This is a genomic window from Sphingobium sp. LB126 (assembly GCF_002795205.1).
GTDB classification, from domain to species: Bacteria; Pseudomonadota; Alphaproteobacteria; order Sphingomonadales; family Sphingomonadaceae; genus Sphingobium; species Sphingobium chungbukense.
Genome location: NZ_NETV01000003.1, coordinates 1 through 22388 on the forward strand (window position 1 = coordinate 1; position 22388 = coordinate 22388).

A 22388-nucleotide genomic window follows, 5' to 3' on the forward strand; every position below is an offset into this window, starting at 1 on the left:
GATGTTCGCTGGGGCTGGCCGTGGTGATGTAGCGATCATCCCACGGCGCGGCCCCTGCCAGCGCCAAATCGACCGGCCCCCCGATCTGTTTGGCGATACGGCCCGCCTTCGCCCGCGCGGCGCTATGGCTCGCCATGCGCTCGGTCGTAATCGTCGGTTGCGCCGCGATCACGCCGGATTCGTCCCCGCCATAGGCATGGAACTCGAATTGCAGCATGGGAGGAAAGCTAGTCTTACCCCCGCCGTCGCGCCGAAAACGGCCGGTGTGGCCCATAGCGTCACTCATCCCTTGATCCCTTCGGAGCATCATTGCTCGCCATTCTCTCCGGCCTGCTTCTTCGCCGCGCGATCCCACTCCCACGCTTCATCAAGCATGATCGGGGCAGGCTTGCCCCAAAGGCTTGCTCGATAGCCTTGGTGGCGGTGCCTCGATCGACGGCACCGGCATCGCCAGAATCGGAAGGCGGCCGATCGCCGGGGAAGCCCTGCTTCGCCAGCTCCTCGCCTATGATGATGCGGGCGCGGTCGCGCAGCTCGGCGGGCAAGTCGCCCATAATGGCCGTGAGGGCTTGCGAGGCGGCGAAGGCCCGCGCGACCTCGCCCCGCATTTCCGTGAGGGCCTTCGTCTCGCCAGATTCCGCAAGGCGGACATACAGCAAGCCGATTTCGCCCCATGTCGGCGTCAAGTCGATGGTTTCCATAGCAGGCGCTCCTTATCCGTGCCGCGTTTCCAGCTTGTCGGCTTCGGCCTTCGCCCCCGCCAGCTCGCTTTCAAGATTGGTGGTGTAGTCGCTCATCACGTCCCAACCTTCGTTGCCGTAGATGAAGCGGGCATAGCCCTGCCGCTCCATCTTCCCGGCCTCGTCGGGCTTCATGGCGAATAGATAATCCTCGTCGGTGGCGAACATGGCGGCCATGATCGCCTTAACGTCCGTGGACGCCTCCAAGGCGATTTCCTCGCCGTCATAGACCGACACGGCATAGCCGCCCGCAATCAGCCCCTCGGCCGCTTTCCGCGCAATCTGGCGCTCGATCGTCTGCCGCGTCTCAACCTTCATCGCTCTACCTTCCTTCGCCCTGTCTATAGGTCCAGCTCGCCTTGTCTGAACTCGGCGGGTTCCTCGCCCTCGCGCCCCTGCCAGAGAATCTTGTCACCCGGCCCCAGATGGTGACAAAGCCTTGCCCGCTGGGTCGATAGGCAGGCGGCGGCTTCGCCTCGTAGTTATAGCAACTGCTCCGGCCCATCGTGCCCGAAAATGAAAGCGGGCCTCCGGGCCTGTGCATCACGCGGAAGCAATGGCCGCTCGGCTCCTTCACGCGCCGCCCGCGCCCCGTCATTGCCCAATAGCGATAATCGGATTCCTCCCGCTCGCTGGGCGGCGTCCAATGGATGCAGCGCACGCAGGCGGCATCATAGGGCAAACGCGGCGGAGCTGGCGGGGTATCGTCCAGCGCCGGGCCTCCGTTGTGGCCGAAAGGCGGGCGGCCCGTCACGCGGCCTCCCTCTCCGCCAGCTCGCGACGGGCGCGGCGCTTTTCCAGCACGCGGCGCGCGGCGTGCGTCGACTCTAGATCGGGGTGGCCATTGGCGATTTCCTCAAGGGTCGCGCGAGGCGGTGCAATGATCGTTCCCGCGTCGATCGCCGCTTGATAGAGGCTCGCGGTCCTGCCTGCCTCGATCAACAGGCGGCGCGTTTCGCTCTCATACCATCTGCGGAAAGTCTTGGTCGTCGGCGCTGAACGCAACCCGGCGTGGATATGGCCCGCGCCTCGGCCATCGTCACCAAGCCGCGCTCGCGGGCGAAGGCATCAAGGCTCTGGACGGGAACGGCCCCGGTCGTGTCGCGGTCCACGGCAAGCCAGCGCCGCAACTGCTGCCGGTGGATGCCGATCCCTCCGCCGTCCGTCTCTGCGATGCTCGGATGCTGGCCGATCGCGCGGCGCATCGCGTCCCGGTAAATGGCACCCCCTGCGAGGAGGATTCTATCAGCGCCCCGCGCCGCTTCCGCGAAGGCCGCATGATTGGACGTTGGGAGCCGGAGCAATTCAGCGGCCCGGCTCGGCGTCATGCGCTGCTCATAGTCAGCGATCCGCATATCTGCCGGATGAAAGCCATAGCGGGCGGACAGGAACCAGATTTCGGGGCGGCATCTTCCCCCAGCTCGGCCAGCGCCGCGCGCAGCGTGCGCCACATCGGACCATCATAGCGATCTATGGCGGGCATCGCCTCCTCGCCGGGGCGTTTGGTCGATGAACAGCCATCACGATAAGCGCGGTCATGGTTGCGTGCCTCTTGTGTCCGTTTTCTGTCCGTAAATCTAATGTGTCCGTAAACTCATTGCAAGCAATAAAAGGCGGACAAAATGCGATTGTCCGTAAAAGGACCGTCTGACGGACAAGGACGCGGAAGGAGATAGTGCTTGGCGAGACGGCGACTGGTGAGCGCGGAAATCTGGGCAGGGCATTATGGCGCGCCGCTCGATGAGCGCGAGATTGCGCGGCACTATACGCTGACCGGTGACGACCTGGAAATTGTCGGCCGCCGTCGCGGCGATGCCACCCGGCTCGGCTACGCGATGCTCCTACTCTATATGAGATGGCCTGGCCGTGCGCTGGAAGCGGGTGAAGTCCCGCCCGCTCCTGTGCTCGCCTATGTGGCGCAGCAACTCGGCGTCGCGCCCGAAGCCTTCGCGGACTATGCCCATCGGGACCAGACCCGTCGCGAACATCTCGTTGAAATCCGACGATCGCACGGGTTCAGGATTTTCGACCGCAAGGCTTTCCACGAAGTTGTCGCATTCTCGATCCCGATCGCACAGACCATCGTCCACCCCGGCCAGATGGCGGGGTCATCGTTGACGAACTTCGGCGCCGGCAGATCCTCCTGCCTTCTTCATCGGTTCTCGAAGCGGTACTCCGGCGTGCTCGCCAGCAGGCCGAACAGCTTACCTATGAAGTGCTCACGAACGGCCTGCGGCCCGATACGCTGCAGGGGCTGGACGATCTGCTGGCCCGACGAACAGGGCAAGCCGCGACATGGCTATCCTGGCTGCGCAATGCACCACAGTCGCCGGCAGCGCGCAACATCCTACGCCTGATCGAACGGCTCACTCATATCCGCGCGCTGGATCTCGATCGCGCCCGTGCCGACATGATCCCGGCTTTGACTTTTGACAGGCTGGCGGACGAAGGCAGCCGGATCACACCCCAGCACCTTGGCGAACTCAATGCCCTGCGCCGCCATGCGACGCTGGCGGCGCAGGGCATCCGTCTTGAGGAAAGCCTGACCGATGCCACCCTGACGATGTTCGACAAGCTGTTGGGCAGCATGTCGCGTCGCGCCGAGAACCGGACCCGTGACAAAGCCCTCAAGACGGTGCGCGAGTTGCAAGGCCATCTCCGGACGCTCACAGGGTCTTGCCGCATTCTCATCGAAGCGCGCACCAACGGTGTGGACTCTCTGGCGCAGATCGAGGCGCTGGATTGGCAGCGCTTCGCCGTGGCGGTCGCGCGGGCCGAAGTACTCGGGCGACCGGAAACCGTCGATCGCACCGCTGAATTGATCGAGCGGCATCGCACGGTGAAGCTCTTTGCCGGTGCCTTTCTCAACACCTTCGAATTTCGCGGCGCCGGTGCGGTGCAGGGACTCCTGTCGGCGCTTACCATCATCGCGGAGCTATACCGGACCGGCAAACGGCGCTTGCCTGATCGCGTGCCGCTGCGCTTTGTGCCCTCCGCATGGCGGCCGTTCGTCCTGCGGGACGGCATCGTCGATCGCGCCGCCTATGAACTATGCGCCTTGTCCCAGCTACGGGAGCGGTTGCGAGCGGGAGACATATGGGTCTCGGGAAGCCGCCAGTTCCGCGATTTCGATAGCTACCTCATCCCGCCGGCCACCTTCGACGCGCTTCGCGAGAAGGGGCCGTTGCCGCTCGCCATCGAAACGGACTTCGATCGTCATATCGAGGAAAGGCGCGCCAGGCTCGACACGGCGATCGAACAGGTGACGGTCCTCGCCCGACAGGGCGAGCTGCCCCAGGTCAGGCTTGACGAAAGCGGCCTTATCATCTCGCCGCTGAAAGCGGCAACGCCACCCGCCACCGAGATTGCCCGTCGCGCTGCCTATGACCGACTGCCGCGCGTGAAGATCACCGATCTCCTGCTTGAGGTCGATGCCTGGACCGGGTTCAGCGAATGCTTCATCCATCGGCGTTCGGGCCGGGAGGCCGACGACCGCAATGCGCTGCTCACCGTCATCCTTGCCGATGGCATCAATCTCGGCCTCACACGCATGGCGGAAACCTGCCGAGGCGCAAGCCTGCGCCAGCTCGCCCATCTCCACGACTGGCACATCAGCGAGGCCGCCTATGGTGAAGCGCTGGGAAGGCTGATCGACGCCCATCGCGCCATGCCGCTCGCCGCGCTGTGGGGAGACGGCACCACCTCGTCGAGCGACGGACAGCAATTCCATGCCGGGGGCCGTGGCGCCGCAATCGGCGACATCAACGCGCGCAGCGGCAACGAACCGGGCGTTGCCTTCTACACCCATGTCTCGGATCGATATGACCCCTTCGCGACCCGGGTAATCGCGGCGACCGCCGGCGAAGCTCCCTATGTGCTGGATGGCTTGCTGTATCAGCAGACCGGCCTGACAATCGAGGAGCACTACACCGATACAGGCGGTGCATCGGACCATGTGTTCGGCCTTATGCCCTTCTTCGGCTACCGCTTCGCGCCGCGCCTGCGCGACATCAAGCAGCGTCGTTTGCACCTCCTTCCCGGCCAGGAAGCCGGCCCCTTGCTTGCCGGCATGACGGCCGAACCGATCGCATTGGGTCATGTCGCGGCGCATTGGGATGAACTGCTGCGGTTCGCCACATCGATACGCACCGGCACCGCCACCGCTTCGGCGATGCTTCGCCGCCTGTCCGCCTATCCGCGACAGAACGGACTGGCCCTCGCGATGCGCGAGCTGGGCCGCCTCGAACGCTCGATCTTCATGCTCGACTGGCTGCGCGACATTGATCTGCGCCGGCGTACCCAGGCGGGCCTCAACAAGGGCGAGGCCCGCAACGCGCTCGCACGCGCGCTCTTCTTCAACCAGCTCGGCGAATTGCGTGATCGGCGGTTCGAGAACCAGACCTATCGCGCCTCCGGCCTCAACCTGCTCGTCGCCGCCATCATCCTGTGGAACACCCGCTATCTCGAAGTGGCGCTGGCTGATATCGGCACGCCCGACGAAATCGCACGTCACGTCGCGCCATTGGGCTGGGAACATATCTCGCTCACCGGCGACTATAGCTGGAATGTTGAAGATCGGCCCGATCCGGATGTCCTGCGGCCACTGCGCGCCATCAGTTCGTTGCTCGCCGCGTAACGTTCACCATACGTTCGCGCTTAGCGTGCGGATGCGTCACTTTCGTGTAGTCACCCCTTTTGGAGGCAGGCTTGAGCCGGGGCGATCTGACTGAAGCGGAATGGCGTGTTTTGAAGGGTTTGCTGCCTATTGAGCCAGCGAACCGAGGGCGCGGACGCCGTCCTGAAGAGAGCCGCGCGATCATCAACGGCATACTCTGGCGGCTTCGCTGCGGAACTCCGTGGCGTGATGTTCCGCCCAAATACGGCAACTGGAACACGATCTACCGGCGGTTCCGGCGCTGGAGTGAGGCCGGGGTCTGGGAGGCCGTCTCAGTGACGCTGGCCGAGATCATGGCCGACAGCGGCCACTACAGCATCGATAGCACAACGGTTCGCGCCCATGTCTCGGCAGCGGGCGGAAAAGGGGGGCTTGTCGACGAGCTCTTGGCCGCTCGCGGGGCGGGTTCACCAGTAAACTTCACTGTCTGGCTGATGGACGAGGACGACCGCTCGCGTTCCACCTGACTGTCGGCGAAGCTGCTGACTGCAAGGCTTATGACACCCTGATCGCCTTGCCGGAACAGGCACCCAAGGCGCTTCTGGCCGATAAGGGCTATGATGCAGATGCTATCCGCGTCGACCTTGCAAAACGCGACATACAGGCCGTCATCCCGGGACGATCCAACCGCCGCGTGAAGATCCACCACGACCGCGAACTCTACAGGCAGCGCAACCAGATCGAGCGCTTCTTCGGACGCCTCAAAATCAATCGCGCCATTGCCACCCGCTATGACCAACTCGCAGACAGCTTCCTGTCCATGGTCCATATCGCGTCAGCAAAATACTGGCTCAAATTTGTCCACGCCGCCTAGAGGCGCGTGGCGATCACGGCCTTGTCGCGTAAAAGCGATGACCTCCCCGTCGTCGATCGTATTTCTGGGTGACAATCACCCGATCCCGCCGGCTTTGCCGTTACCCAAATCCGATTCTATGATCGACAAACCAGTTTGTGTGCAGAAGATGATCATCAATTGGGCCGGAGCGAACAGACCCTATGCCAGCTTCGCCATGAGCCGCCCGGCGGCCCCCTGTTCGGCGGCGAGATTGCGATTGTAAGCGAGCGGCATGCGCGGGCTTTTCCAGCGCAGCGCGTCCATGATCCCGGCCAGCTCCTCACCGCTGACGAACAGATCCTGGTTCAGCCCCACCCGCGTCGAATGCGCGCTGATCCCCCGGAGCAACCGTGTCAGATCGTCGGCGGTGAGGTCGGGCAGCGCGCCGCGGTCGAACGCCCGGCGGATGATCGTGCGCCAGAGCGGCCCGATCGATCCGGGATGCAGCGCCGCCGCGCCAACATCATAGGCGGTGCGCGCCGGCTGCGCAGGCTTACCCTCCCCTCGCATCAGCACCAGCCTGCCTTCCGCGTTGAGCCGGGCGATCCCCTCCCCGCCACCGCCGCGCGTGCCTTGATCCGCCGCACCTGCACCCGGCGAAACAGCGGCCCTTCCGCAATGTCCGCCGCCTCGAGCCAGGCGGTGATCGCGCGTACGCTGCGCGCGCTGAGAAATGCCGTCGCCCCCTCCCCTTCGGGATCGCCCTTCGAACGCGGGACCCGCAGCAGCCGCGCTTCGGGATCGGTCGCCTCGAGAAGGTGCTCGACCTGGATCGCGACCAGTTCGGAGGCGCGCAGCCCGGTGTCATAGGCGGTTGTGACCGGACAAAGAAGACTGCATCCGGCCCCATTTCCCCGTTTTGCCGGACGGACAGAATTCGCTGCAGCGGCCTCACTTTCTGACGCCCTTCAGCATGCGCGCCGCGGCGTTGGAGGACGGCGCCAGCTTGCGGCCATAGCGTAGAGCAGTCGCGGTAGAGGTCCAGCGCAACGCCTGCGCAATCGGCCCCGCGTCCTCGCCATTGGCGAACAGGTCCTGGGTCAGCCCGACCCGCAGCGAATGCGTGCTCAGGGCATTGATCGCCTCGGCCAGATCGGCTCCCATGAGATCGACCAGGCCCTGATCGGCGGCTGCGAGCGCCGTCCGCTTGATGATCAGACGCACAGCGGCGGGTGTCAGTGCGTCTTCCCCAATTTTGTATGTCGCGGTGGCAGCGCGCGCGGGCCGCGCGACCATGCGGTCGCGATCGACCTGGGCATGATAGGCCAGATCGCTGATGGTACGTTCGCGCCGGGCTTCGCTTGGCTTTGTCCTGGTCACCGCCACCCTGCGGAACAGGACGCCCGCGCGTATGGAGGCTGCCTCCCGCCACAAAGCCACACGCCGCATCGTATCGGGCGAGAGCCACACCAAGGCCCCTTTCCCGTCCTGGTCGGTTTTCGAGCGTGCCAGCTCGAGCAGAGCTGAGCCGTCCTCTTGCCCTTCAATCTGTTCGAGCGCGACCGCCGCCAGTTCCGACACCCGCAGACCGGCATCATAGCCCAGCGACAGGATTGCCGCATCGCGCAGTCCCACGACATCGCGCCCACAGGCATCAAGCATGACCGCAAGCGTGAACCCCTTGACCGGCTCCGGCCCGACTCCGTCGCCGAACCGCAAGGGGCCGGCCTGGCGCTGCCTGACCCCGGCCCGGCGCCGCAGGCCACGAAGGGCATCGCGGACCACCCCGGCACCGACGAGATTGGGAACACCCAGAAGGTGATGGGCCACCGCCAGCGAAGACAGGCGCCGGGACACGGTGGCCGGCTTGAACTTACGCGTCTCGCAATAGTCGACATAGGCCACGAGCCGAGCTTCGCTGGCGGGCAAACCGATCCCGCCCTGCCCTGCCGAAAAGTGCGCGTAGCAATCCAGGTCGACCGCGAGCGCCTTGATGCTGGCGGGCGCCCGCGCCTCGAGACTCTTCTTGAAATTGAGTTCGACCAGACCAGCGCCTTCACCCGTCAGTTCCTGGAGCAAGGCGACGAGCTGGGCTTCGCGATTCCGCGCGGACCCGGAACGCCGACGGGGCAGTTTGGTCTCGCCCGGCGGCAGGATCGTCACGATCTCCCCGGCAACCGCCGCCTTCGGTTGTGCCAGGCGCGGCGCCGGCGCAGACATCGGCAAATCTGATTTCTTGCTCATGGGCCAACCCGGCCTGACGCTGCGGGACAGCCTCCGGCAGGCCAGTCCGGCGTTATTGGCAAGAATCCGGTGTTATTGGGAAAAAAATATCGCCCAAAACCGCGGGCAGCGTGGAGTCCGGTCTTATTGGGAAAACGACACATGGACGGGATTATAGCTGCGAAAATGTGGCTGTCACTATCGATAACAACTCATTATCGTTAGTTCGAAAAAAGGCTGATCAAGGCTGGTGCAGTTAAGTCGATTTAACTAGACTTGGTGGATGGCAGACCCCTCGCCCCCCTTCCATCCGCTCCAGTCAGACGAGGATGCGCCCCTCGACGCGCTCATGGCGGCGCGGGTGCAGGCCACGCTTGCCTGGGGCCAACTACAAGGCAAATTATCACATGTGCCTCGCCAAGTGGCCCATCATTTTTGCGCCGCGCTCGTCCGCCTCATGCTCATCGAGGCCCTCGCCCAGTCTGGCTTTTCCGGCGCCGAGGGCTGGTTTTCCGCGTGGTTTTCCGGCCTCGCCCCCGTGCCTGACGTCACGACCCAGATCACCGCCCCGGCAGCGTTGGTCGCCGACACGCTGCTGTCTGAGCTATCCCTGTCCACCTGGGAACCGCTGGGGCAAGCGACCGCGCAGATCCGCGCCGCGGCGCGCTTCGATCAGGACAGGCACCATGCTGAGCCTGAAATCCCGCCGGCGTTCGCCGTCGAGGAAGCCACCAGGCTGTCCGAGTCCCTCGCATTGGGTCCCGAGGAAAATTGGCCGCTCGCCGCGCTGGATCGCCTGCACGACGCAGCCGCAGGCTCGCCGCATTTCGCGCCTGTCGAGCGGAACCGCCAGTTGCTTGCCCTGCCATCCGGGCCGATGGTCTTCGAGCAGGCAAGGTCCGCCATGCCGCTATGGGCGCTCGATCTTGTCGCCGGTCGTCTGATCGCGCAAAGCAACCCGGGCTCCCCTCCCCTCCCCTTACCCGGCACCGTGCGGGCCGAAGCGCTCCGGCCCGAATTGTGGCCGCGCGAGCGTGCCATTCTAGTGGCTGAGGCCGCCGGAAATGCCGCGCGCCGTGTGAGCGAACAACTGGATGCGGCCTATGCGCGGGTGCAGGTTATGCAGGCGGCTATTTCCCGCCTGCGCTCGACGTCGCGCGCGCCGCATCTGTACCGGCTGCTCGCCGGCTTTGGCCCGCTGCGCCCGCTGCAGATCGAGCAGGCCCTGGGCGTATCGAAAAACGGCGCGCGCGATCTTGTGGCAGCGCTCGTCAAAGCGGGCTTGGCCGAAACAACCGCTCCCCGACATCAGGCGGTCATTCGCGCCCTGCCGCCCCCACGCACTTATAATGTCCCGGCAGCAGAGGACGACGTCAGTGCCGACAGCCCTTATGCCGAACATGACGCGATCATGGCCGATATCGACCGCCTGCTCGCCCGCGCGAATGCCTCCTGTCGAGGAAATGATCTGGACGAGTGAGCCGGCTGCAAAACTCCAGGGCGAATGGAAATTTTCGCCTTGGATCCGCTGTTCAAGCAGCGTTGCAGGCCGCTCAGTCGGCAGATTTCAGGCAAATAATTGATTTTGAACCATAAAATAAAAGTGCCCGCAAAGGCCCCTAGAGCGCGAAAACGAGGCTCGGATAGGCCAAGGGTGCTCGGAGACCTTCAACACGCCCTACGAGGCTCTGAGGGCAAAATTGAGCCAAATGTCCTGTGGCCGGCATGTGTCGGCCGATTTTTGCATCGTGCGGCAGCGCAAGCTCCGTGTCATGCGCCCTTAAACGTCAATCCTGTCAGAAACGCCGCCGCTTTCATCTGGATCGGCGCGAGGCACTGTGTCCCCTCCAAAGCGTCGAAGCCGACGGGAAGACTTGGCAGATGGAGCAGGACGCGAAAGTCTGGATCGGCGAAGCACGCGGCGAGCCGCGCCCGCAAGCGATGGACATCCTCGTGGCAATCGTCCCAGCGATCGCCATCGCAACGCGCGACAGGATCAGTACCGTCCGCCAACCCGGCTTCCTGCAGATACACCAGCGCCTCCTGGAAGCCCCGCAAACAGGTCTGCGCGGAAATCTCACCACCAGCCATCTCGGCGGCGCGGCGGAGACTCACCTCGTGCGCCAGCGCCGCACGGCCCTTTCGCCACACACCCTGCCAATGCACAAAGCTGTAGTTCTCCTTGGCCCGCTCCAGTCGCTTGCAGACCTTGCCCAGTTCCCGGCACTTGCGCTCAAGCTGCCGCAGGCCGATCCTCGCGATCGTCTTCGCGAGGTCCGGGAGTTTGGGGCCAGACGCGCCCCGCGCCCTGCCCGTTGGCGCGCCGCGTCCGGGCCGCGTCGTGAAGCCGAAAATCTGCTCCCATTGGCCGGCTTGGAGTCCGTCTTTACTGTGGAGGGCCGCCAAGAGCAGATGACGGGCAGGTGCGATATGGAAGCAGTTGCCGACCAGCGCCGCCCGATAGCGTGCCGGCATAGCCCCGAAACTGGGGTCACTCCCGCGAACATGGGCGCGCGCAATGGTCCCATTCCAGGCGAGGCGGGTTTTGACCAAGGTAAAGCGGGCCATTTGCGCCCGGGTCCGATCCACATTCTCCTCAAGCAGCTGCCGCGCCGCGTTGCCATGCCCCCGGACCATGATCCCCCGCAGATCGGTCAGCAACAAGGCATGGGTTTCGCAACAGGCGGTCACGCGCAAAATCCAGCTCCGCTCGATCCGCCATGGCTCGGCGGACGCCAACCAATCGCGCCAGCACTGGGCGCAGCCGATCGAACGCAGCGGCAAAGGCAACAGATCGGCCTTCGGGCAGCCCACGAACGTCCCGGAAATCGCCTTCTCCGGTACCATCGTCGCCCAAGCCAACCGCTCAACCATGGCGTGACGCGGTTCCGCCGCGCCAGCGGCTGAGGATGCCAGATCGCGATCGGCCAGCGCCGCGTCGATCCCGAGATGGCGAAACAGTGCCTTGGGAGTGGTGTCATGACACTCGGCCAAGCGCCGCAGCCAGGATTCGAAACATTCTTCGGGCAGCGGCTTCACCCGAAACGCCAAGGGTTCGATGTCCCGGCCGCTCATTCCGGGCTGTAGGGCATGAAGAGCTGCAACGCCTGGCTGATGTCGTCCTGCGTCACCAGCGCACGGTCATGCCGCTTGGCGACCTTTCCTGACCAGCGCAGGATCCGCTTGAAATTTCCGGTCACCCCGCCGCTTTCGCGCCAAATGCGCTCGGCAAAGGCGGGGTCGGCCAGATGGTCGGGCTCTTCCATCCCCATGCCGCGCGCCAGCGCCCTGATCAGGCGCTGCGAGGGCTCGCCTGGCTCCCATAGCGGCAATTTGAGCATGATCGAACGGTAGGCCAGCTCGACATCGTCAGCAAAGATCTGCCGGGCGACATCGAGGCCCGCCACGACCAGGGGCACATTGCCCGCGCTCATCAGGAAACGGAACGCATCGAGGGTGTCGCGCCGCGCGACGCCGCTGGCCGTCAGCATCACGTGGACATTATCGATTGCGACCAGCCTCGTACCCTGTGCGGCCAGGAGATCGACCACCTTCAAATCGGCGGTTTTGTGCGTGTTCGTGCGGATCGGCCAGCCCTGTTTCCAGAGCAAGGCGAGGTTGATCTTGAGCGAGGTCGGACTCGAGGGAATGACCGTCCGCAACACTGGTTGATAGCGCGCCTCGCCCCAATGGGCAGGCTCGGGAAAGGCCTCGGTCAGGCGCCGCTGGGCTTCGCGCAAGATCGAGGTCTTCCCCATGCCGGACTGGCCGGTGAGCACGATGCAGGTCGGGCGTTCCTCGGGGTCGTCATGGGCGACTTCGACAATCGTCTCCACAGCGTTGTGGGCTTCTTCGAAATCGATCCAGAATGGGGATGCGGGCGCCAAGGAAGGCGGTGGTGCAGCCACGCTCATGTCCGCTCCTGCAACCAGTCATCCTCGCCCAGGTCCGCGACCGGTTTCCAGTCAACCGGCGGCCGTTCGGGCTTTCGGGCAACGCGCAGGTCCGCCAGTGTCGTCCCCTCCCCTTCCCGGCGCTTGGCCTGGCGCCTCGCCTCCTTCGTGCGGGCGCGCGCGTCGTGGATTTCCTGGTTGGCGGCAGCAACCGCCCGTGCGGTCGCGGCGCGACCGCCATCGGCCTGATAGGCCCTGCCCAAGGCCCTGACCCTCGCTCTGCCGGCTTCCCAGTCCGCCTCCCAAACGTCTGGATACTGGCCGATGACCGGCAGTTCCACATAGCTGCCGTCCAGGTCGGCATAGACATGCTGGATCGTCCGCTCATCCCAACTGATCTCGACCTTTTGGCCGATTCGGGCGGCGAGCGCCTGATGCCAGTAATGGCGATATTTGATCCGAACGCCCTTGGCATGGACCGTCAAGGACGTCGACGGCAGGAACTGGCGGAAGAGCTGCTCCGCATCGACCGACAGGGGCAGCAGCCGGCCGCGTCTGGCCGCTTCCCGCTCCCACATCTGAGCGGGGCAGAGGCCGCCCAGCGCGCTGTGCGGCGTGTGGTGATAGATCGCGATCTGGCACAGGAGCCATCGCTCGAATTCAGCCAGCGTCATCGCTGCTTCCGCTTCGGCATCGTACCCGTCGCGCGCCGAGACGTTCGATCCCGTCGCACCGGGCAAAAGTCTCAGTTTTCCGACCATTGTGCCGATCAGCCGCTCGATATGCCCGCCTAGATGGGCAGGCCCAGGCTTGCGGACATCGGGGTCTATCCCGTTGCGCACACAGGCCCGTCTGAAGCCCTCCGACCGATGCGGTTTAGCCTGGTCCGCATGCAAGCGGCTGAACAGGCCATACATTGGGTAGCTGACGTCCACTCCCAGATGATTGAGGATCGGCTCCTTGGGCAACATGGCACTCGCAACCGCCCGCCCGCACCGGAATATCGAAGGGTCGCCGAAGCTGACATAGTAGCCGAGGATCGATCGGGTCCAGATTTCGATGAGGAAGGTGATCCAAGGTCTTCCGAGCTGTTCCCGCCTCAGGCTATCGACCAGGATGACATCACCCCTGGTATGATCCATCTGAACCAGGTCGAGAAATCCGTCGCTGCAATATTCGCCGGGGTGTGGCTCATGGGCACTTCTGGTCTTTGATCCCATCGTGGCTTTGGCCCAGACGCGGCTCGGAATTTCACACAGCAGCCGATCGATCGTTTTCTCGCTTGGGATCAGATCGGCGGAAAACCCGTGATTTCCATTATCCGCGTGCAACAGGCCCCATATCTGCCGCGCCGCTTCCGCCCGCGACGGCGACACCATCTTGAGCGCAATTTCCTCGATCAACGTCTCGATCGCAGCCATCACCTCCGGATCAATCCGGTGCGATCCGAGAGTGGGTCCCCGCGGTTTTGGAGCAAGCGTCTCCGCGACCGGATGCGCCCTAAATCGCGCAGCCAATGTCCGTATCTGCCGCTCCTTCAAGCCTGTTGCCTCGGCAATCGCCGCGACCTGAGCTGCCGTCACCGGGCCGGAAAGGGAGATATGTTGCCGGAAGTGCGGGTATAGCGCCAAACCCGCCTCGAGCGATTTGAGACTTCGTCGGGGCGCGGGAGACGGCTTGCGCTCAATCATGGATGGACTCCACAACGATTTCTGCGTCGATGAAAATGTAGCTTACTTTGTCGACCACCGCGACGGACAAATCGAGCGAGACAGAATTGCTTGCAGTATCGTCGCTATAACCTTTTGATTTGACGATGAAACAGCAAAATGCAGTCTACTTTGTCCGCTGACACCTGGATGCCCGAATTTCCGTCAGTTCCGCCGCCTCGGCATGGAACCGGCGGGCTACCTGGTCAGGCTATGCGCGGGCGCTGCAACTGCAATCGGCCGAGGTCGACGAAATCGACGTATTTTCCTGGGGTTGCGGGCTCCAGATCCCCGGCCGGCCGCTGCGCTCGACCACCCTCGACCTGTTCGACCGCTTCGATGCGTGGGCCGCGGCGCTCGCCGATCCCGACCCGCTCGCCTGGCGCGATACGCTGCCCACCGCCATCAGCGCGCCGGCGGTTGCCACGCAGCACCCTGCCCTCGTCCGCGCGCTCGATCAGGTCCGCCAACACGCGCTGGCGGATGGCGGCATCCTGCCCTGGCTCGGCCTGCCGTTCGCGCTACGCGATAGCGGCCTCTCCGCGAGCACCCTCCCCTGCCTCGCCGGCGGCGCCAAGGCGTTCCGGCTGAAGCGCAAACCCGACGCCGATGATTGGCTGGCGGTGTTGCGGGCGCTCGAACGATCGGCGCGCGAGGGTCTGGAACGGCTTCACGATCTGGAGAAATTTCATCGCAACGCCCAACGCGCGATCGTCGAAGCGTTCCGTCCGGGCGCCCTCCCCCGGCTGCTCGCGCTCACGCATCATCGCCCGCTGCTATCGCCCCAGGGAGTTGCCGATGCGCTGGCCCTCAGCGTCGCCGGAGCGAGCAAGCTGCTGGAGCGGGCCGTCGCCGCGGATCTTCTGGTCGAGATTACCCAGCGGCGCAGCTGGCGGCTGTTTCTGCCACCGGACCTTGCGGTCGAATTCGGTTATGCAGCACCGAAGCGCGGCCGTCCGGCGAAGGAGCCCCCTCCCCTGCCCGCGAGCCGCGACCTCACCGTGGCTTTCGATGCATTTGATCAGGAAATGGCCGCCATCGACAAGCTGCTTACAAGCGCGCGCGGGCCAAAGCTTTCGTCGCCATGACAGGTGTTGCGAATCAAATGCGAATTTGCGGTGGGAGCAAGTGGGGTTCACAATCATGTGCGCTCTGATTTTGATCACAAACTTGTGACAACTGGCCCAAAATACGGCCCAGCCAGACGCCCGCACAGAGCGATTTGACGCTATTCATGAGGCCGTGGATGCCAGAAGGCCCAAAAGCGCCTGGTAAGGCTCTGGCGGCGTTTTAGGACTATTTCTCGGTTTGTTCCGATTTTGAGGGGTGCGCTGGATATGAAGCACCCTGGCTTCGGCGGTATGTACCCTAACATTTCACAAGCTGATCGAACGAGGTGATGTCGCGTGAGCGCTACGCCAGCTGGATGCCCGTTCGATGGCAGACGTTCAGCATCGAGGTAGATCCAGGCTTCCAACAGGCCCTCGAGAGTTTGGACTTCGATCTGGGCTCGCCGACATTCGATTCTTTCGAAGGCGTCGAGGCAGACCCGGTGATGAGGTAGGTCAGGCGACAGGATGAGGTGAACCGGGATCTCGTCCGCCATCGTCCGCGGGAATCAAGGCAGGGTAGCCAAGATGATGGGACCAGCTTCGAGTGCGCATCGTCGAGTGTTGTCGCGCTGATTGATCGGGAGGCGGGCGATGCACGGTTCGGCAGCGGATGTTGAACGCCATCCTCTGGATGCTCTATGCTCGTGCGAGATCGGGCACTGGGCCTTGTCATTGTGTTCGGTGCTTGCCGATGGCGTCCCCTCCCCCTTCAATCTTTTCAAAGAAAGGGAGAAGCGCCGCAGGCGCCGTTAATTCCTTTAGAAATAAAGATAGAAAGTTAGGCTGTGGATGCGCCGGACGCGACTCATGGATTCATCACGAGTCGGGGAATTCAGCGCGTTCCCGTAATACCGTCTGACCGTTCCTGAAATACCCTGTGCGGTGTTCCCATTGGACCGTGATTCGGTTCCCAATGTACCGTGCGCCGTTCCTGAAATACCGTGTGGGCGGGTCATTGGAGATCGGGGCGGAAAGGGCGGTAAAACGCGTTTTACTCGATGCTACATCCCTGATTTCCCGGAGTTTTGAGCTTCCTGACGACACAGGCGGACACAGTTGATAGCCACTCTTGTAGCCGCGATCATGACACTCGGGCACTTGCTGGCCGGGAAATCGGCAAGGCCTCCCGACTCTCCCACGGTATATTAGGAACGAAGGGCCGATCGAGACAGGCGGCCAGCCTCTGGAGCGGAGTTTCGCTCTGGTTTGAACTTCAATGACTGGCTGCCGGGCGCTTGAAACGGCGGTCGCCGGGCCATCATCTCCGGGCCTGGCGAGGCGTGAATACACGTCGATGGCGCGGTACTTTGGGAACGGCCGCCTATTGGGCTCGGCCGTTTGATCTCGTCTGCCATGGCGGACCGAGGCGGCGGAGTTTTCCTCCGCACGGTATTTCAGGAACGCCTGATCGATTGCCGCGGAGCCGATCTCGATGAACGATCGCAGCGTTCCCCCCTTCCCTTCCCTCTCGTTCCAGGAAGCGCCGGCACGAGATTGACCCGCCATCTGCTTTATCCGGCTTATATCCTGGTTGCTTGGAAACGACGTGCGATGATCGAAAGGGTGTCCGCGTTCCTGATGTACCCGGCGCCGGTCAACTGGTGGGATGATCGATGCCCGAGCCTGGCCCGGAAGGACGTAACGGCTTGGCCAAGGTGGCTGTGACTTCGGCCCGCACAGCGTAATAGGCGAAAATAATGGCGGCAACGCCCGGCCGCTGAGCCCCGCGTCATGGCTGAGATCTCATATTCTATGGGATAGCGTCCCGGTAGGACGGGGTGCTCGGTGGGGAGGGGCCGCGCAACTGCCGGCCCTTGTCCGTCGGTACTTCAGGAACGCAAGAACTATGCGCAACTCGGGTAGCGGAAGGTTGTTCCTGAAAGGCCGCGCTGTTCGAAGCGGCGCTGTAGCGCGCTACAGCGCCGCGCGTTGCTTCGAACAGAATGTTGCGAAGATCTGCGTGATGTTCCTGGCGTCGTATGCGATTTCGCGCTGCCTCAGGAATGACCGAAAGTCGTCGGCGACCATGCCGTGGTCACGCTGCGGTTCGGGCAGGTTGGCCCGTGCGATGGCGCCAAAGGCGCTATGGGCGATATGTCCATATTCCGGGAAGGCGATCGGCGGTTCGTCGATCGCCTTGTCTTGTGCGGAAGGAGTAGCCCGGCCAGGCGTGGGTGCAGTCTGGACCAGGGCAGGGGAGGGGGCTCCGGGTTCGCTCGTGAGGTTGCGCCTGACCATGCGCAGGAACGGTTCGGCCTCTGCGCGCAATTCCAGTTCGAGCGCGTAACCCGGCAGCGCGTTTTCCCGGACGATCTTGGTCATCTCGAATTTGAAGCGACGATAGTCACCTTCCGCGCCCGATTTTTCGAACAGCGTCGGCATGGAGATCGCGAAGCCGTCCGTTCCGGCGCCGCCGGCGTGCTTGCGCGCAACCCGGTACAGCCAGCGTTCTCTCCCCCCGGTGAGCGAGAAATAGGCGGGATCGATCGCGAGGACGCCGCCTTCCATCAGCACGCCGTCGTAAAACCACTTGGCGAGGGTGATGCGCATACCTCGCACGTTGCCCGTGCGGTCCTTGAGCTGACTGTAGCTGTCGATCCAGGAGAAAGTGGTTTCGACAGCGTCGCCCGAGCGGATATTGGTCTTCACCGTGGTTGACTGCAGACGGTCAAGCGCATTGCCCAGCAAGTCATAGGCTCGGCCGCCGACCTCGCGTTTGAGTGTCCTGAGCATGTCGTAGGGCACGACGTTCAAGGTTTGCGGAATGTCGTTCGCACCGCGGCGCTTATGTTCGATGAGCACCGAGGCGCAGTAGATCAGGATGTCGAGATCGTAGATCGTGGCGAGGCCATATTCCGAGTTGGCCGAAACATGGACGGTAACTTTTCGGTCCGGACTGACATAGTCGATCGGCTTCAGGCGCTTGCGCTTGGACAGGGAAAAGAATGGGCGTTCCATCGTTTCGCGCTGGTCGCGAAGCGGCAGTGCCGTCAGTTGCGGCAGAAAGAGGTCTACTTGACCGTCTTCGCGGTAGTCCTGTGGCATCTCATGTCCTGCAACACGCGTAAAACGCGTTTTACTCCATCATAACGATTTGAAAATAAAAGATTTATTGTGGATTCTCATTATCGCGCAAATCTCGCGCTCTCGATGACCGGACGCAGTGCGTCCAGAATCTCATCGACCGATGCGCGGCCTTTTGGATTGATGTTGATCGTGATGCCCTTCGCCTTGGTATCGGCGAGAACTTGTCCGATCTCCTTGCCCGAAGCTGCCGTCAGAGCCGGCTTCGCCTTTGGCGAAGGCGCAGGCCTGGAAGGTGTCACGGCCGCGGCCAGGCGTTCGCAGACTTTGCTGCCCTCGATCTTTTCCGCGCCGGCGGCCAGCAGCTCTTTCTGCTCGGCGGCGATTATGGCCGCCTCACCGAGAATGGCGTCGCGATAGCGCTCATCCTTGATGAGCGGCGACAGGCGCATGCCGTGACGGACCTTCAGGTCGCCTGGTTCCGCAAATGCGCTCACCACCTCGTCGGGGAGTTCGGCGAGTTGCAGCAGATTGTGAAGATTCTGCTTGGGGATCGCCAGGCGCTCGGCCATCTGCGCCCTGACGCCCTTATAATAGGCTTCCACCGCGTGCCGATAATTTCGGGCCCGCTCGAGATCGGTGACGTCCTCGCGCTCCCGGTTTTCCAGGTCCGCGAGACGGAAGGCGCCTTCGTCATCGAGCGTTTCGATCCGGGCTACGAGTTCGATCTCGCTATGGTTGTTCGCATGGAGCCAGGAGATCGAAAAATGACGACGTGTGCCGACGATCAGCTCATAGGGCTGTTCGGCATTGGGGGTTCGCCTGACGACCACCGGTTCGCGATTGGTTCCTTCCTCCCTGATCGATTCAATCAGGGAGGCGCAGCGGTCATAGCTAAGCGCCGCATAGTCGCGCGCATTGCCTGGCCAGATCGAGCATTCCGACGGCTTCAGGCGAATGGTGAGGCGCTTGACGGTGCGCGCGATCTCATCGAACGCAACCCCGCGCCGTTCGAGGAAGGACGGTGTCGCCGGTTCTTCGGCGGGCTTTTCTCGATCCGCGTGATCCCCGGCGACGGGACCATCGGCCGCGCGTGTCGGGGGCGGTGTCGTGCCGATGCTTTCGATGGCGTTCGCCAAGAGACTCCGCCGTCTGCCCCCCGCGCTGCTCATGCGGCCTCCGTCAACCGATCGGTGCCAAGCTGCGCCATCCGCGATGGCCACTGCTTGCAGATGTCTTTCTCTACCTCGCGGAAGACCATGTTGAGATTGTCGCGGCAGCGAACATAGGTCTGATGCGAGCCGTAGGGTTTGTTGATCTCGTAAATCGAAGACATCGAAAGTCCCGCATTCTTGATCTCTTCCGAGAGCAGAATCGGTGTCGAGAGCATTTGTCCGGCGTAGGTCTTCTCCATGACCTGGAGCATCTGCGCCTCGTTCGTGCGACTGGGCTGGAACATCGTGCAGACGACCCGAATGAAGCCATAGTCGATCGACGTGTCGAACTTGGAGACGAGATCCATCGCCTCGCGGCAGGTCTGCATGAAATGAATGGTCGACAGATAGTCGAGCTGCCGGGCAGGGACGGGGATCAACAGGCCATCGGCCGCAGTCAGCGTGTTCACGCCGAGAAACCCCATGGCCGGGGGAGGGTCGAGAATGACGACGTCATAGTCGTGACGAACTTCCTCCAGTCCGATCCGCAGCATGCGGAACGCGCCCGCGATCGCTGTCGGTCCTTCCTCGATCGTCGCGGTCAGTTCCCATTCGGTGTCCTGCAGGCCGAGGTTCGCCGGGCAGATGTCGATATTGGGCCAGGCTGTCTTCTGGATCGTCTTGCGCAGCGAATCCGCTTCGTCGATGCGCGGCGACAGGAAATTCGACAGCGTATGGGTCTCGTCGACCAAGGCCTCGAGATTGACGTCGAACATCACGCTCATCGAAGCCTGGGGATCGCAGTCCACGACAAGAACCCGGTAACCCCGCAGGGCAAGATAATCGGCAAGGTGCTTGCCCGTGGTCGATTTGCTGACACCGCCCTTGAAATTCTGCACGGCCACGACGACCGCTCGCTCGGACGGCAATTTGCCCATCTTGATACCGAGCGCTTCGCGAATCGCGATCAAATCCTCGACCGTGTAATATCTGCGCCCGTTGGCGGACGTCTTCGGCGCAGGAAGGCGTCCACGCGCTTCCGCCTTGGACAGGGCTTCGGGCGTCCTCCCCAGAAACTCCGCGGCGACCGAGGCCCCCATTGAAATATTGAGGGTTTTCCTGTCGGATGGATCTATCGCCGCTTGCCGCAGAACGGTTTTTGCATTCTCGCACGAGGTGATCATCGCATCGAGAATCTGACCCGACAGCATGGGCGTTGTCCCCCTTCTCAACCCAAATTGGCCTTGGTTCGTGAAAAAGGTCGAAAAAAGACCCCTTATCCCGGACAGCTATGCCAAAAGGATGGTGGTTAGTCAAATTGGTAGCAGCTGGCGCCATCATGCAAGGACAACGCTGCTCTCAGATGGAGAGTCCGGGATCATTCCGGGCGAACGGACAAGCTCCGGTTTCCATGCGAATCAAGTGATCGCCAGAATTGGCGGCAAGCATAGATCGGTCTTGTCGCCGCTTCGAGAATGGAACTCAAATTCCTTCCCGGCGGCATCCGAGTTGGCGGTGGTCCACGAATCGGACAGGGCCAGAACTGCCGCTGACGATGTTCTCCTGGCGCTCGAATAGGCGGCGACAAGGCCCACCGCCATCGAGGCATTCATTCCGCTCGCAGGAAATCCCATCCGCAAACCGGCCGTGCACCCCGGTGGCTATTCGCGCTTCCTCGATCCGCGCACGCAGCCCGGAGCACAGATAGACCGCGATCTGATGGCCGGGAGAAAGAGGGAGAGGGGCAGGGGCATGCAAGCAGGAGGAATGCCATGCCGCTTACAGCCCGACGACCATCCCAGGAACTCATCGATCTCGTAGGTGCTCTCGGTGGCACCTGGCATGGCCGCACCGCCATGTGCCTGTGCCCGGCGCATGCTGATAGCACACCAAGCCTCTCGATCCGTCAGGGCGATCGCGGTATTCTTGTCACTTGCTTTGCCGGTTGTGATCGCGAAGATGTCCTGCGCGAATTGCGCCGGATACCGATCCGGCAACACTACTCCTACCGGGACATGCCCGCGCGCGCTTCGGGCAATGCCGCACGGCTCTGGGAGGAGGGGCTTCCGATCCCGGGCACTCTCGCTGAGCGTTACCTGACGCTGCGGCATCTCGAGCCGCCTACCGATGATCTCCGATTTCATCCACGCTGTCCTTATCGTCCCAAGCCCTGGACCACGTTCCATCCCGCCTTGCTCGTGGCCGTGCGCGAAGGGCGGCGACTGACTGCCATCCAGCGCATCTTCCTCGACCGGGAAACCGGCAAGTACCGCATGAAGCTCATGCTGGGGCGGCCAGGGCAGGGGGCATGGCAAGGGGGAGGGCGGGCGGCTTCTTGCCTGGCGCTTGCCGAGGGCTTCGAAACCGCGCGGGCCTTCACCCTCATTCAAGGAGCTCCCTGCTGGGCGAGCTTGGGTGCACGGCGTCTCGATCAGATCCTGCTGCCGCAAGGTCTGACATCCTTGATCCTCGCCGTCGACAATGACGCCGAAGGTGAACTGGCGGCGGCACGCGCGGCGTTGCGATATGCTCGGCCCGGTCTTGAGATAACGTGGATGGCGCCGCGCGGCGTCAAAGACTGGGCGGAGGTATTGGAGGCGTCTATGGGATCATTGCGATGAACGAGGCCCGCAGGACGCATATCCGCTCGATCGCCCTGGACCGCGACGTGCGGTTCCTGCTGCATTTCACCCAAGCTGCGAATCTCACTGGGGTCGTGAAGCATGGCTTATGGCCGCGCCGCGATCTGGCAGCAGCCGATCATTTGGCATACGCCAGTGATTACGGCCGATTGGACGGAAACAAAGACGCCGTCTCTGTTTCGATTTTGTGCGTGAGCGAGCCGAGGTTCGCTGGCGGCGAAGAGGAGAGGCGAGACCTCGCACCCCATTTTCCCACCGACCGTGAAGCCGAAGTGCAAGTTTTTCAGCGGATCGAAGCCGACCACATTCCTGGTGCCATCGTCGGTCAACCGGGACTGGCGGAACCCGTGAGAGCTACTCTGAAATGGCTGTCCGGCCGACTGCGGCAGGTTGAATTTCAGGATTTCGGTCTGGTCTGAGGATAGAAGCGACTGCGGCGGT

General features: G+C 63.1%; 18 protein-coding genes and 3 pseudogenes. 6 read left to right on the forward strand and 15 right to left on the reverse strand.

Annotation, left to right across the window (positions count from 1 at the left end; all coding sequences use genetic code 11):
• From CAF53_RS21430 to CAF53_RS21455, 5 genes are all read right to left on the reverse strand, one after another.
• The coding region (locus tag CAF53_RS21430; protein ID WP_157801336.1) for a hypothetical protein at positions 1–286 on the reverse strand (286 nt) is incomplete at its 3' end.
• Positions 279–701 (reverse strand): hypothetical protein, encoded by a 423-nt coding sequence (locus CAF53_RS27200; protein WP_157801337.1) that lies wholly within the window; start codon positions 699–701, stop codon positions 279–281. The genes CAF53_RS27200 and CAF53_RS21430, both read right to left, overlap by 8 nt.
• Before the next feature lie 12 nt (positions 702–713).
• Positions 714–1058, reverse strand: a complete 345-nt coding sequence (locus CAF53_RS21440) for a hypothetical protein (protein ID WP_014194368.1) — start codon at positions 1056–1058, stop codon at positions 714–716.
• Positions 1059–1490: 432 nt separating this feature from the next.
• Positions 1491–1682 carry a hypothetical protein gene (locus CAF53_RS21450; protein WP_100239603.1) on the reverse strand — a complete coding sequence of 64 codons (192 nt, stop codon included), beginning with the start codon at positions 1680–1682 and terminating at the stop codon, positions 1491–1493.
• Complete coding sequence (locus tag CAF53_RS21455; RefSeq protein ID WP_197707529.1) at positions 1679–2191, reverse strand: hypothetical protein; 513 nt, start codon at positions 2189–2191, stop codon at positions 1679–1681. Before CAF53_RS21455 ends, CAF53_RS21450 begins: the two co-directional genes overlap by 4 nt.
• Positions 2192–2419: 228 nt before the next feature.
• On the opposite strand from CAF53_RS21455, the pseudogene CAF53_RS21460 reads away from it, so the two are divergent.
• Together CAF53_RS21460 and CAF53_RS21465 are read left to right on the forward strand one after the other, a co-directional pair.
• A pseudogene (locus CAF53_RS21460) lies at positions 2420–5376 on the forward strand (Tn3 family transposase).
• A gap of 119 nt (positions 5377–5495) precedes the next feature.
• Positions 5496–6229: pseudogene (locus CAF53_RS21465) on the forward strand (IS5 family transposase).
• A 180-nt stretch (positions 6230–6409) separates the two neighbouring features.
• Here CAF53_RS21465 and CAF53_RS21470 read toward each other — a convergent pair.
• Both CAF53_RS21470 and CAF53_RS21475 read right to left on the reverse strand, forming a co-directional pair.
• Positions 6410–7071 (reverse strand): annotated as a pseudogene (locus CAF53_RS21470) (integrase); the annotation flags it as partial.
• A 70-nt stretch (positions 7072–7141) separates the two neighbouring features.
• Positions 7142–8434 (reverse strand): integrase, encoded by a 1293-nt coding sequence (locus CAF53_RS21475; protein WP_232307637.1) that lies wholly within the window; start codon positions 8432–8434, stop codon positions 7142–7144.
• Positions 8435–8696: 262 nt separating this feature from the next.
• On the opposite strand from CAF53_RS21475, the gene CAF53_RS21480 reads away from it, so the two are divergent.
• The gene (locus tag CAF53_RS21480; RefSeq protein WP_157801338.1) at positions 8697–9893 is read left to right on the forward strand and encodes a hypothetical protein; all 1197 of its coding nucleotides are present in this window, start codon (positions 8697–8699) and stop codon (positions 9891–9893) included.
• A gap of 290 nt (positions 9894–10183) precedes the next feature.
• Here CAF53_RS21480 and CAF53_RS21485 read toward each other — a convergent pair whose 3' ends face one another.
• The 4 genes from CAF53_RS21485 to CAF53_RS28305 form a co-directional block, all read right to left on the reverse strand.
• Positions 10184–11488 carry a TniQ family protein gene (locus tag CAF53_RS21485; RefSeq protein WP_046765158.1) on the reverse strand — a complete coding sequence of 435 codons (1305 nt, stop codon included), beginning with the start codon at positions 11486–11488 and terminating at the stop codon, positions 10184–10186.
• On the reverse strand, positions 11485–12327 hold the full coding sequence (locus tag CAF53_RS21490; protein ID WP_046765159.1) for a TniB family NTP-binding protein: 843 nt from the start codon (positions 12325–12327) through the stop codon (positions 11485–11487). Before CAF53_RS21490 ends, CAF53_RS21485 begins: the two co-directional genes overlap by 4 nt.
• Entirely contained in the window at positions 12324–13997 is a 1674-nt protein-coding gene (locus CAF53_RS21495) for a Mu transposase C-terminal domain-containing protein (RefSeq protein ID WP_046765160.1), read from the reverse strand. The genes CAF53_RS21490 and CAF53_RS21495 overlap by 4 nt, the downstream gene beginning before the upstream one ends.
• A 224-nt stretch (positions 13998–14221) precedes the next feature.
• Complete coding sequence (locus tag CAF53_RS28305) at positions 14222–14485, reverse strand: hypothetical protein (protein ID WP_226870530.1); 264 nt, start codon at positions 14483–14485, stop codon at positions 14222–14224.
• A 153-nt stretch (positions 14486–14638) separates the two neighbouring features.
• Here CAF53_RS28305 and CAF53_RS28310 point away from each other — a divergent pair, with 153 nt between their 5' ends.
• Positions 14639–15103, forward strand: coding sequence for a hypothetical protein (locus tag CAF53_RS28310; protein WP_242443564.1), 465 nt, complete (start codon positions 14639–14641; stop codon positions 15101–15103).
• A 1938-nt stretch (positions 15104–17041) separates the two neighbouring features.
• Here CAF53_RS28310 and CAF53_RS21505 read toward each other — a convergent pair.
• The 4 genes from CAF53_RS21505 to CAF53_RS21520 all read right to left on the reverse strand — a co-directional run bounded on the left by CAF53_RS21505 (position 17042) and on the right by CAF53_RS21520 (position 20906).
• Positions 17042–18172: a replication initiator protein A gene (locus CAF53_RS21505; protein ID WP_020819382.1), complete on the reverse strand. Its 1131-nt coding sequence runs from the start codon at positions 18170–18172 to the stop codon at positions 17042–17044.
• Positions 18173–18252: 80 nt separating this feature from the next.
• On the reverse strand, positions 18253–19323 hold the full coding sequence (locus CAF53_RS21510) for a ParB/RepB/Spo0J family partition protein (protein ID WP_025160828.1): 1071 nt from the start codon (positions 19321–19323) through the stop codon (positions 18253–18255).
• Positions 19320–20516, reverse strand: a complete 1197-nt coding sequence (locus CAF53_RS21515; protein WP_015460581.1) for an AAA family ATPase — start codon at positions 20514–20516, stop codon at positions 19320–19322. The genes CAF53_RS21510 and CAF53_RS21515 overlap by 4 nt, the downstream gene beginning before the upstream one ends.
• A 207-nt stretch (positions 20517–20723) precedes the next feature.
• Positions 20724–20906, reverse strand: a complete 183-nt coding sequence (locus CAF53_RS21520; RefSeq protein ID WP_020819384.1) for a hypothetical protein — start codon at positions 20904–20906, stop codon at positions 20724–20726.
• Between the two features lie 171 nt (positions 20907–21077).
• On the opposite strand from CAF53_RS21520, the gene CAF53_RS21525 reads away from it, so the two are divergent.
• The gene (locus CAF53_RS21525; RefSeq protein WP_066521295.1) at positions 21078–21926 is read left to right on the forward strand and encodes a toprim domain-containing protein; all 849 of its coding nucleotides are present in this window, start codon (positions 21078–21080) and stop codon (positions 21924–21926) included.
• Entirely contained in the window at positions 21923–22366 is a 444-nt protein-coding gene (locus CAF53_RS21530) for a hypothetical protein (protein WP_020819387.1), read from the forward strand. Before CAF53_RS21525 ends, CAF53_RS21530 begins: the two co-directional genes overlap by 4 nt.
• Positions 22367–22388: the final 22 nt, after the last annotated feature.

Excerpts from the sequence above, each read along its gene's own strand:
- CAF53_RS21520 (WP_020819384.1), bottom strand. The coding sequence starts at position 20,906 with ATGGCGGTGGGCCTTGTCGCCGCCTATTCGAGCGCCAGGAGAACATCG.
- CAF53_RS21505 (WP_020819382.1), bottom strand. The coding sequence starts at position 18,172 with ATGCCACAGGACTACCGCGAAGACGGTCAAGTAGACCTCTTTCTGCCG.
- CAF53_RS21495 (WP_046765160.1), bottom strand. The coding sequence starts at position 13,997 with ATGATTGAGCGCAAGCCGTCTCCCGCGCCCCGACGAAGTCTCAAATCG.
- CAF53_RS21440 (WP_014194368.1), bottom strand. The coding sequence starts at position 1,058 with ATGAAGGTTGAGACGCGGCAGACGATCGAGCGCCAGATTGCGCGGAAA.
- CAF53_RS21485 (WP_046765158.1), bottom strand. The coding sequence starts at position 11,488 with ATGAGCGGCCGGGACATCGAACCCTTGGCGTTTCGGGTGAAGCCGCTG.
- CAF53_RS27200 (WP_157801337.1), bottom strand. The coding sequence starts at position 701 with ATGGAAACCATCGACTTGACGCCGACATGGGGCGAAATCGGCTTGCTG.
- CAF53_RS21490 (WP_046765159.1), bottom strand. The coding sequence starts at position 12,327 with ATGAGCGTGGCTGCACCACCGCCTTCCTTGGCGCCCGCATCCCCATTC.
- CAF53_RS21480 (WP_157801338.1), top strand. The coding sequence starts at position 8,697 with ATGGCAGACCCCTCGCCCCCCTTCCATCCGCTCCAGTCAGACGAGGAT.
- CAF53_RS21475 (WP_232307637.1), bottom strand. The coding sequence starts at position 8,434 with ATGAGCAAGAAATCAGATTTGCCGATGTCTGCGCCGGCGCCGCGCCTG.
- CAF53_RS21515 (WP_015460581.1), bottom strand. The coding sequence starts at position 20,516 with ATGCTGTCGGGTCAGATTCTCGATGCGATGATCACCTCGTGCGAGAAT.
- CAF53_RS21530 (WP_020819387.1), top strand. The coding sequence starts at position 21,923 with ATGAACGAGGCCCGCAGGACGCATATCCGCTCGATCGCCCTGGACCGC.
- CAF53_RS21510 (WP_025160828.1), bottom strand. The coding sequence starts at position 19,323 with ATGAGCAGCGCGGGGGGCAGACGGCGGAGTCTCTTGGCGAACGCCATC.
- CAF53_RS21525 (WP_066521295.1), top strand. The coding sequence starts at position 21,078 with ATGCCGCTTACAGCCCGACGACCATCCCAGGAACTCATCGATCTCGTA.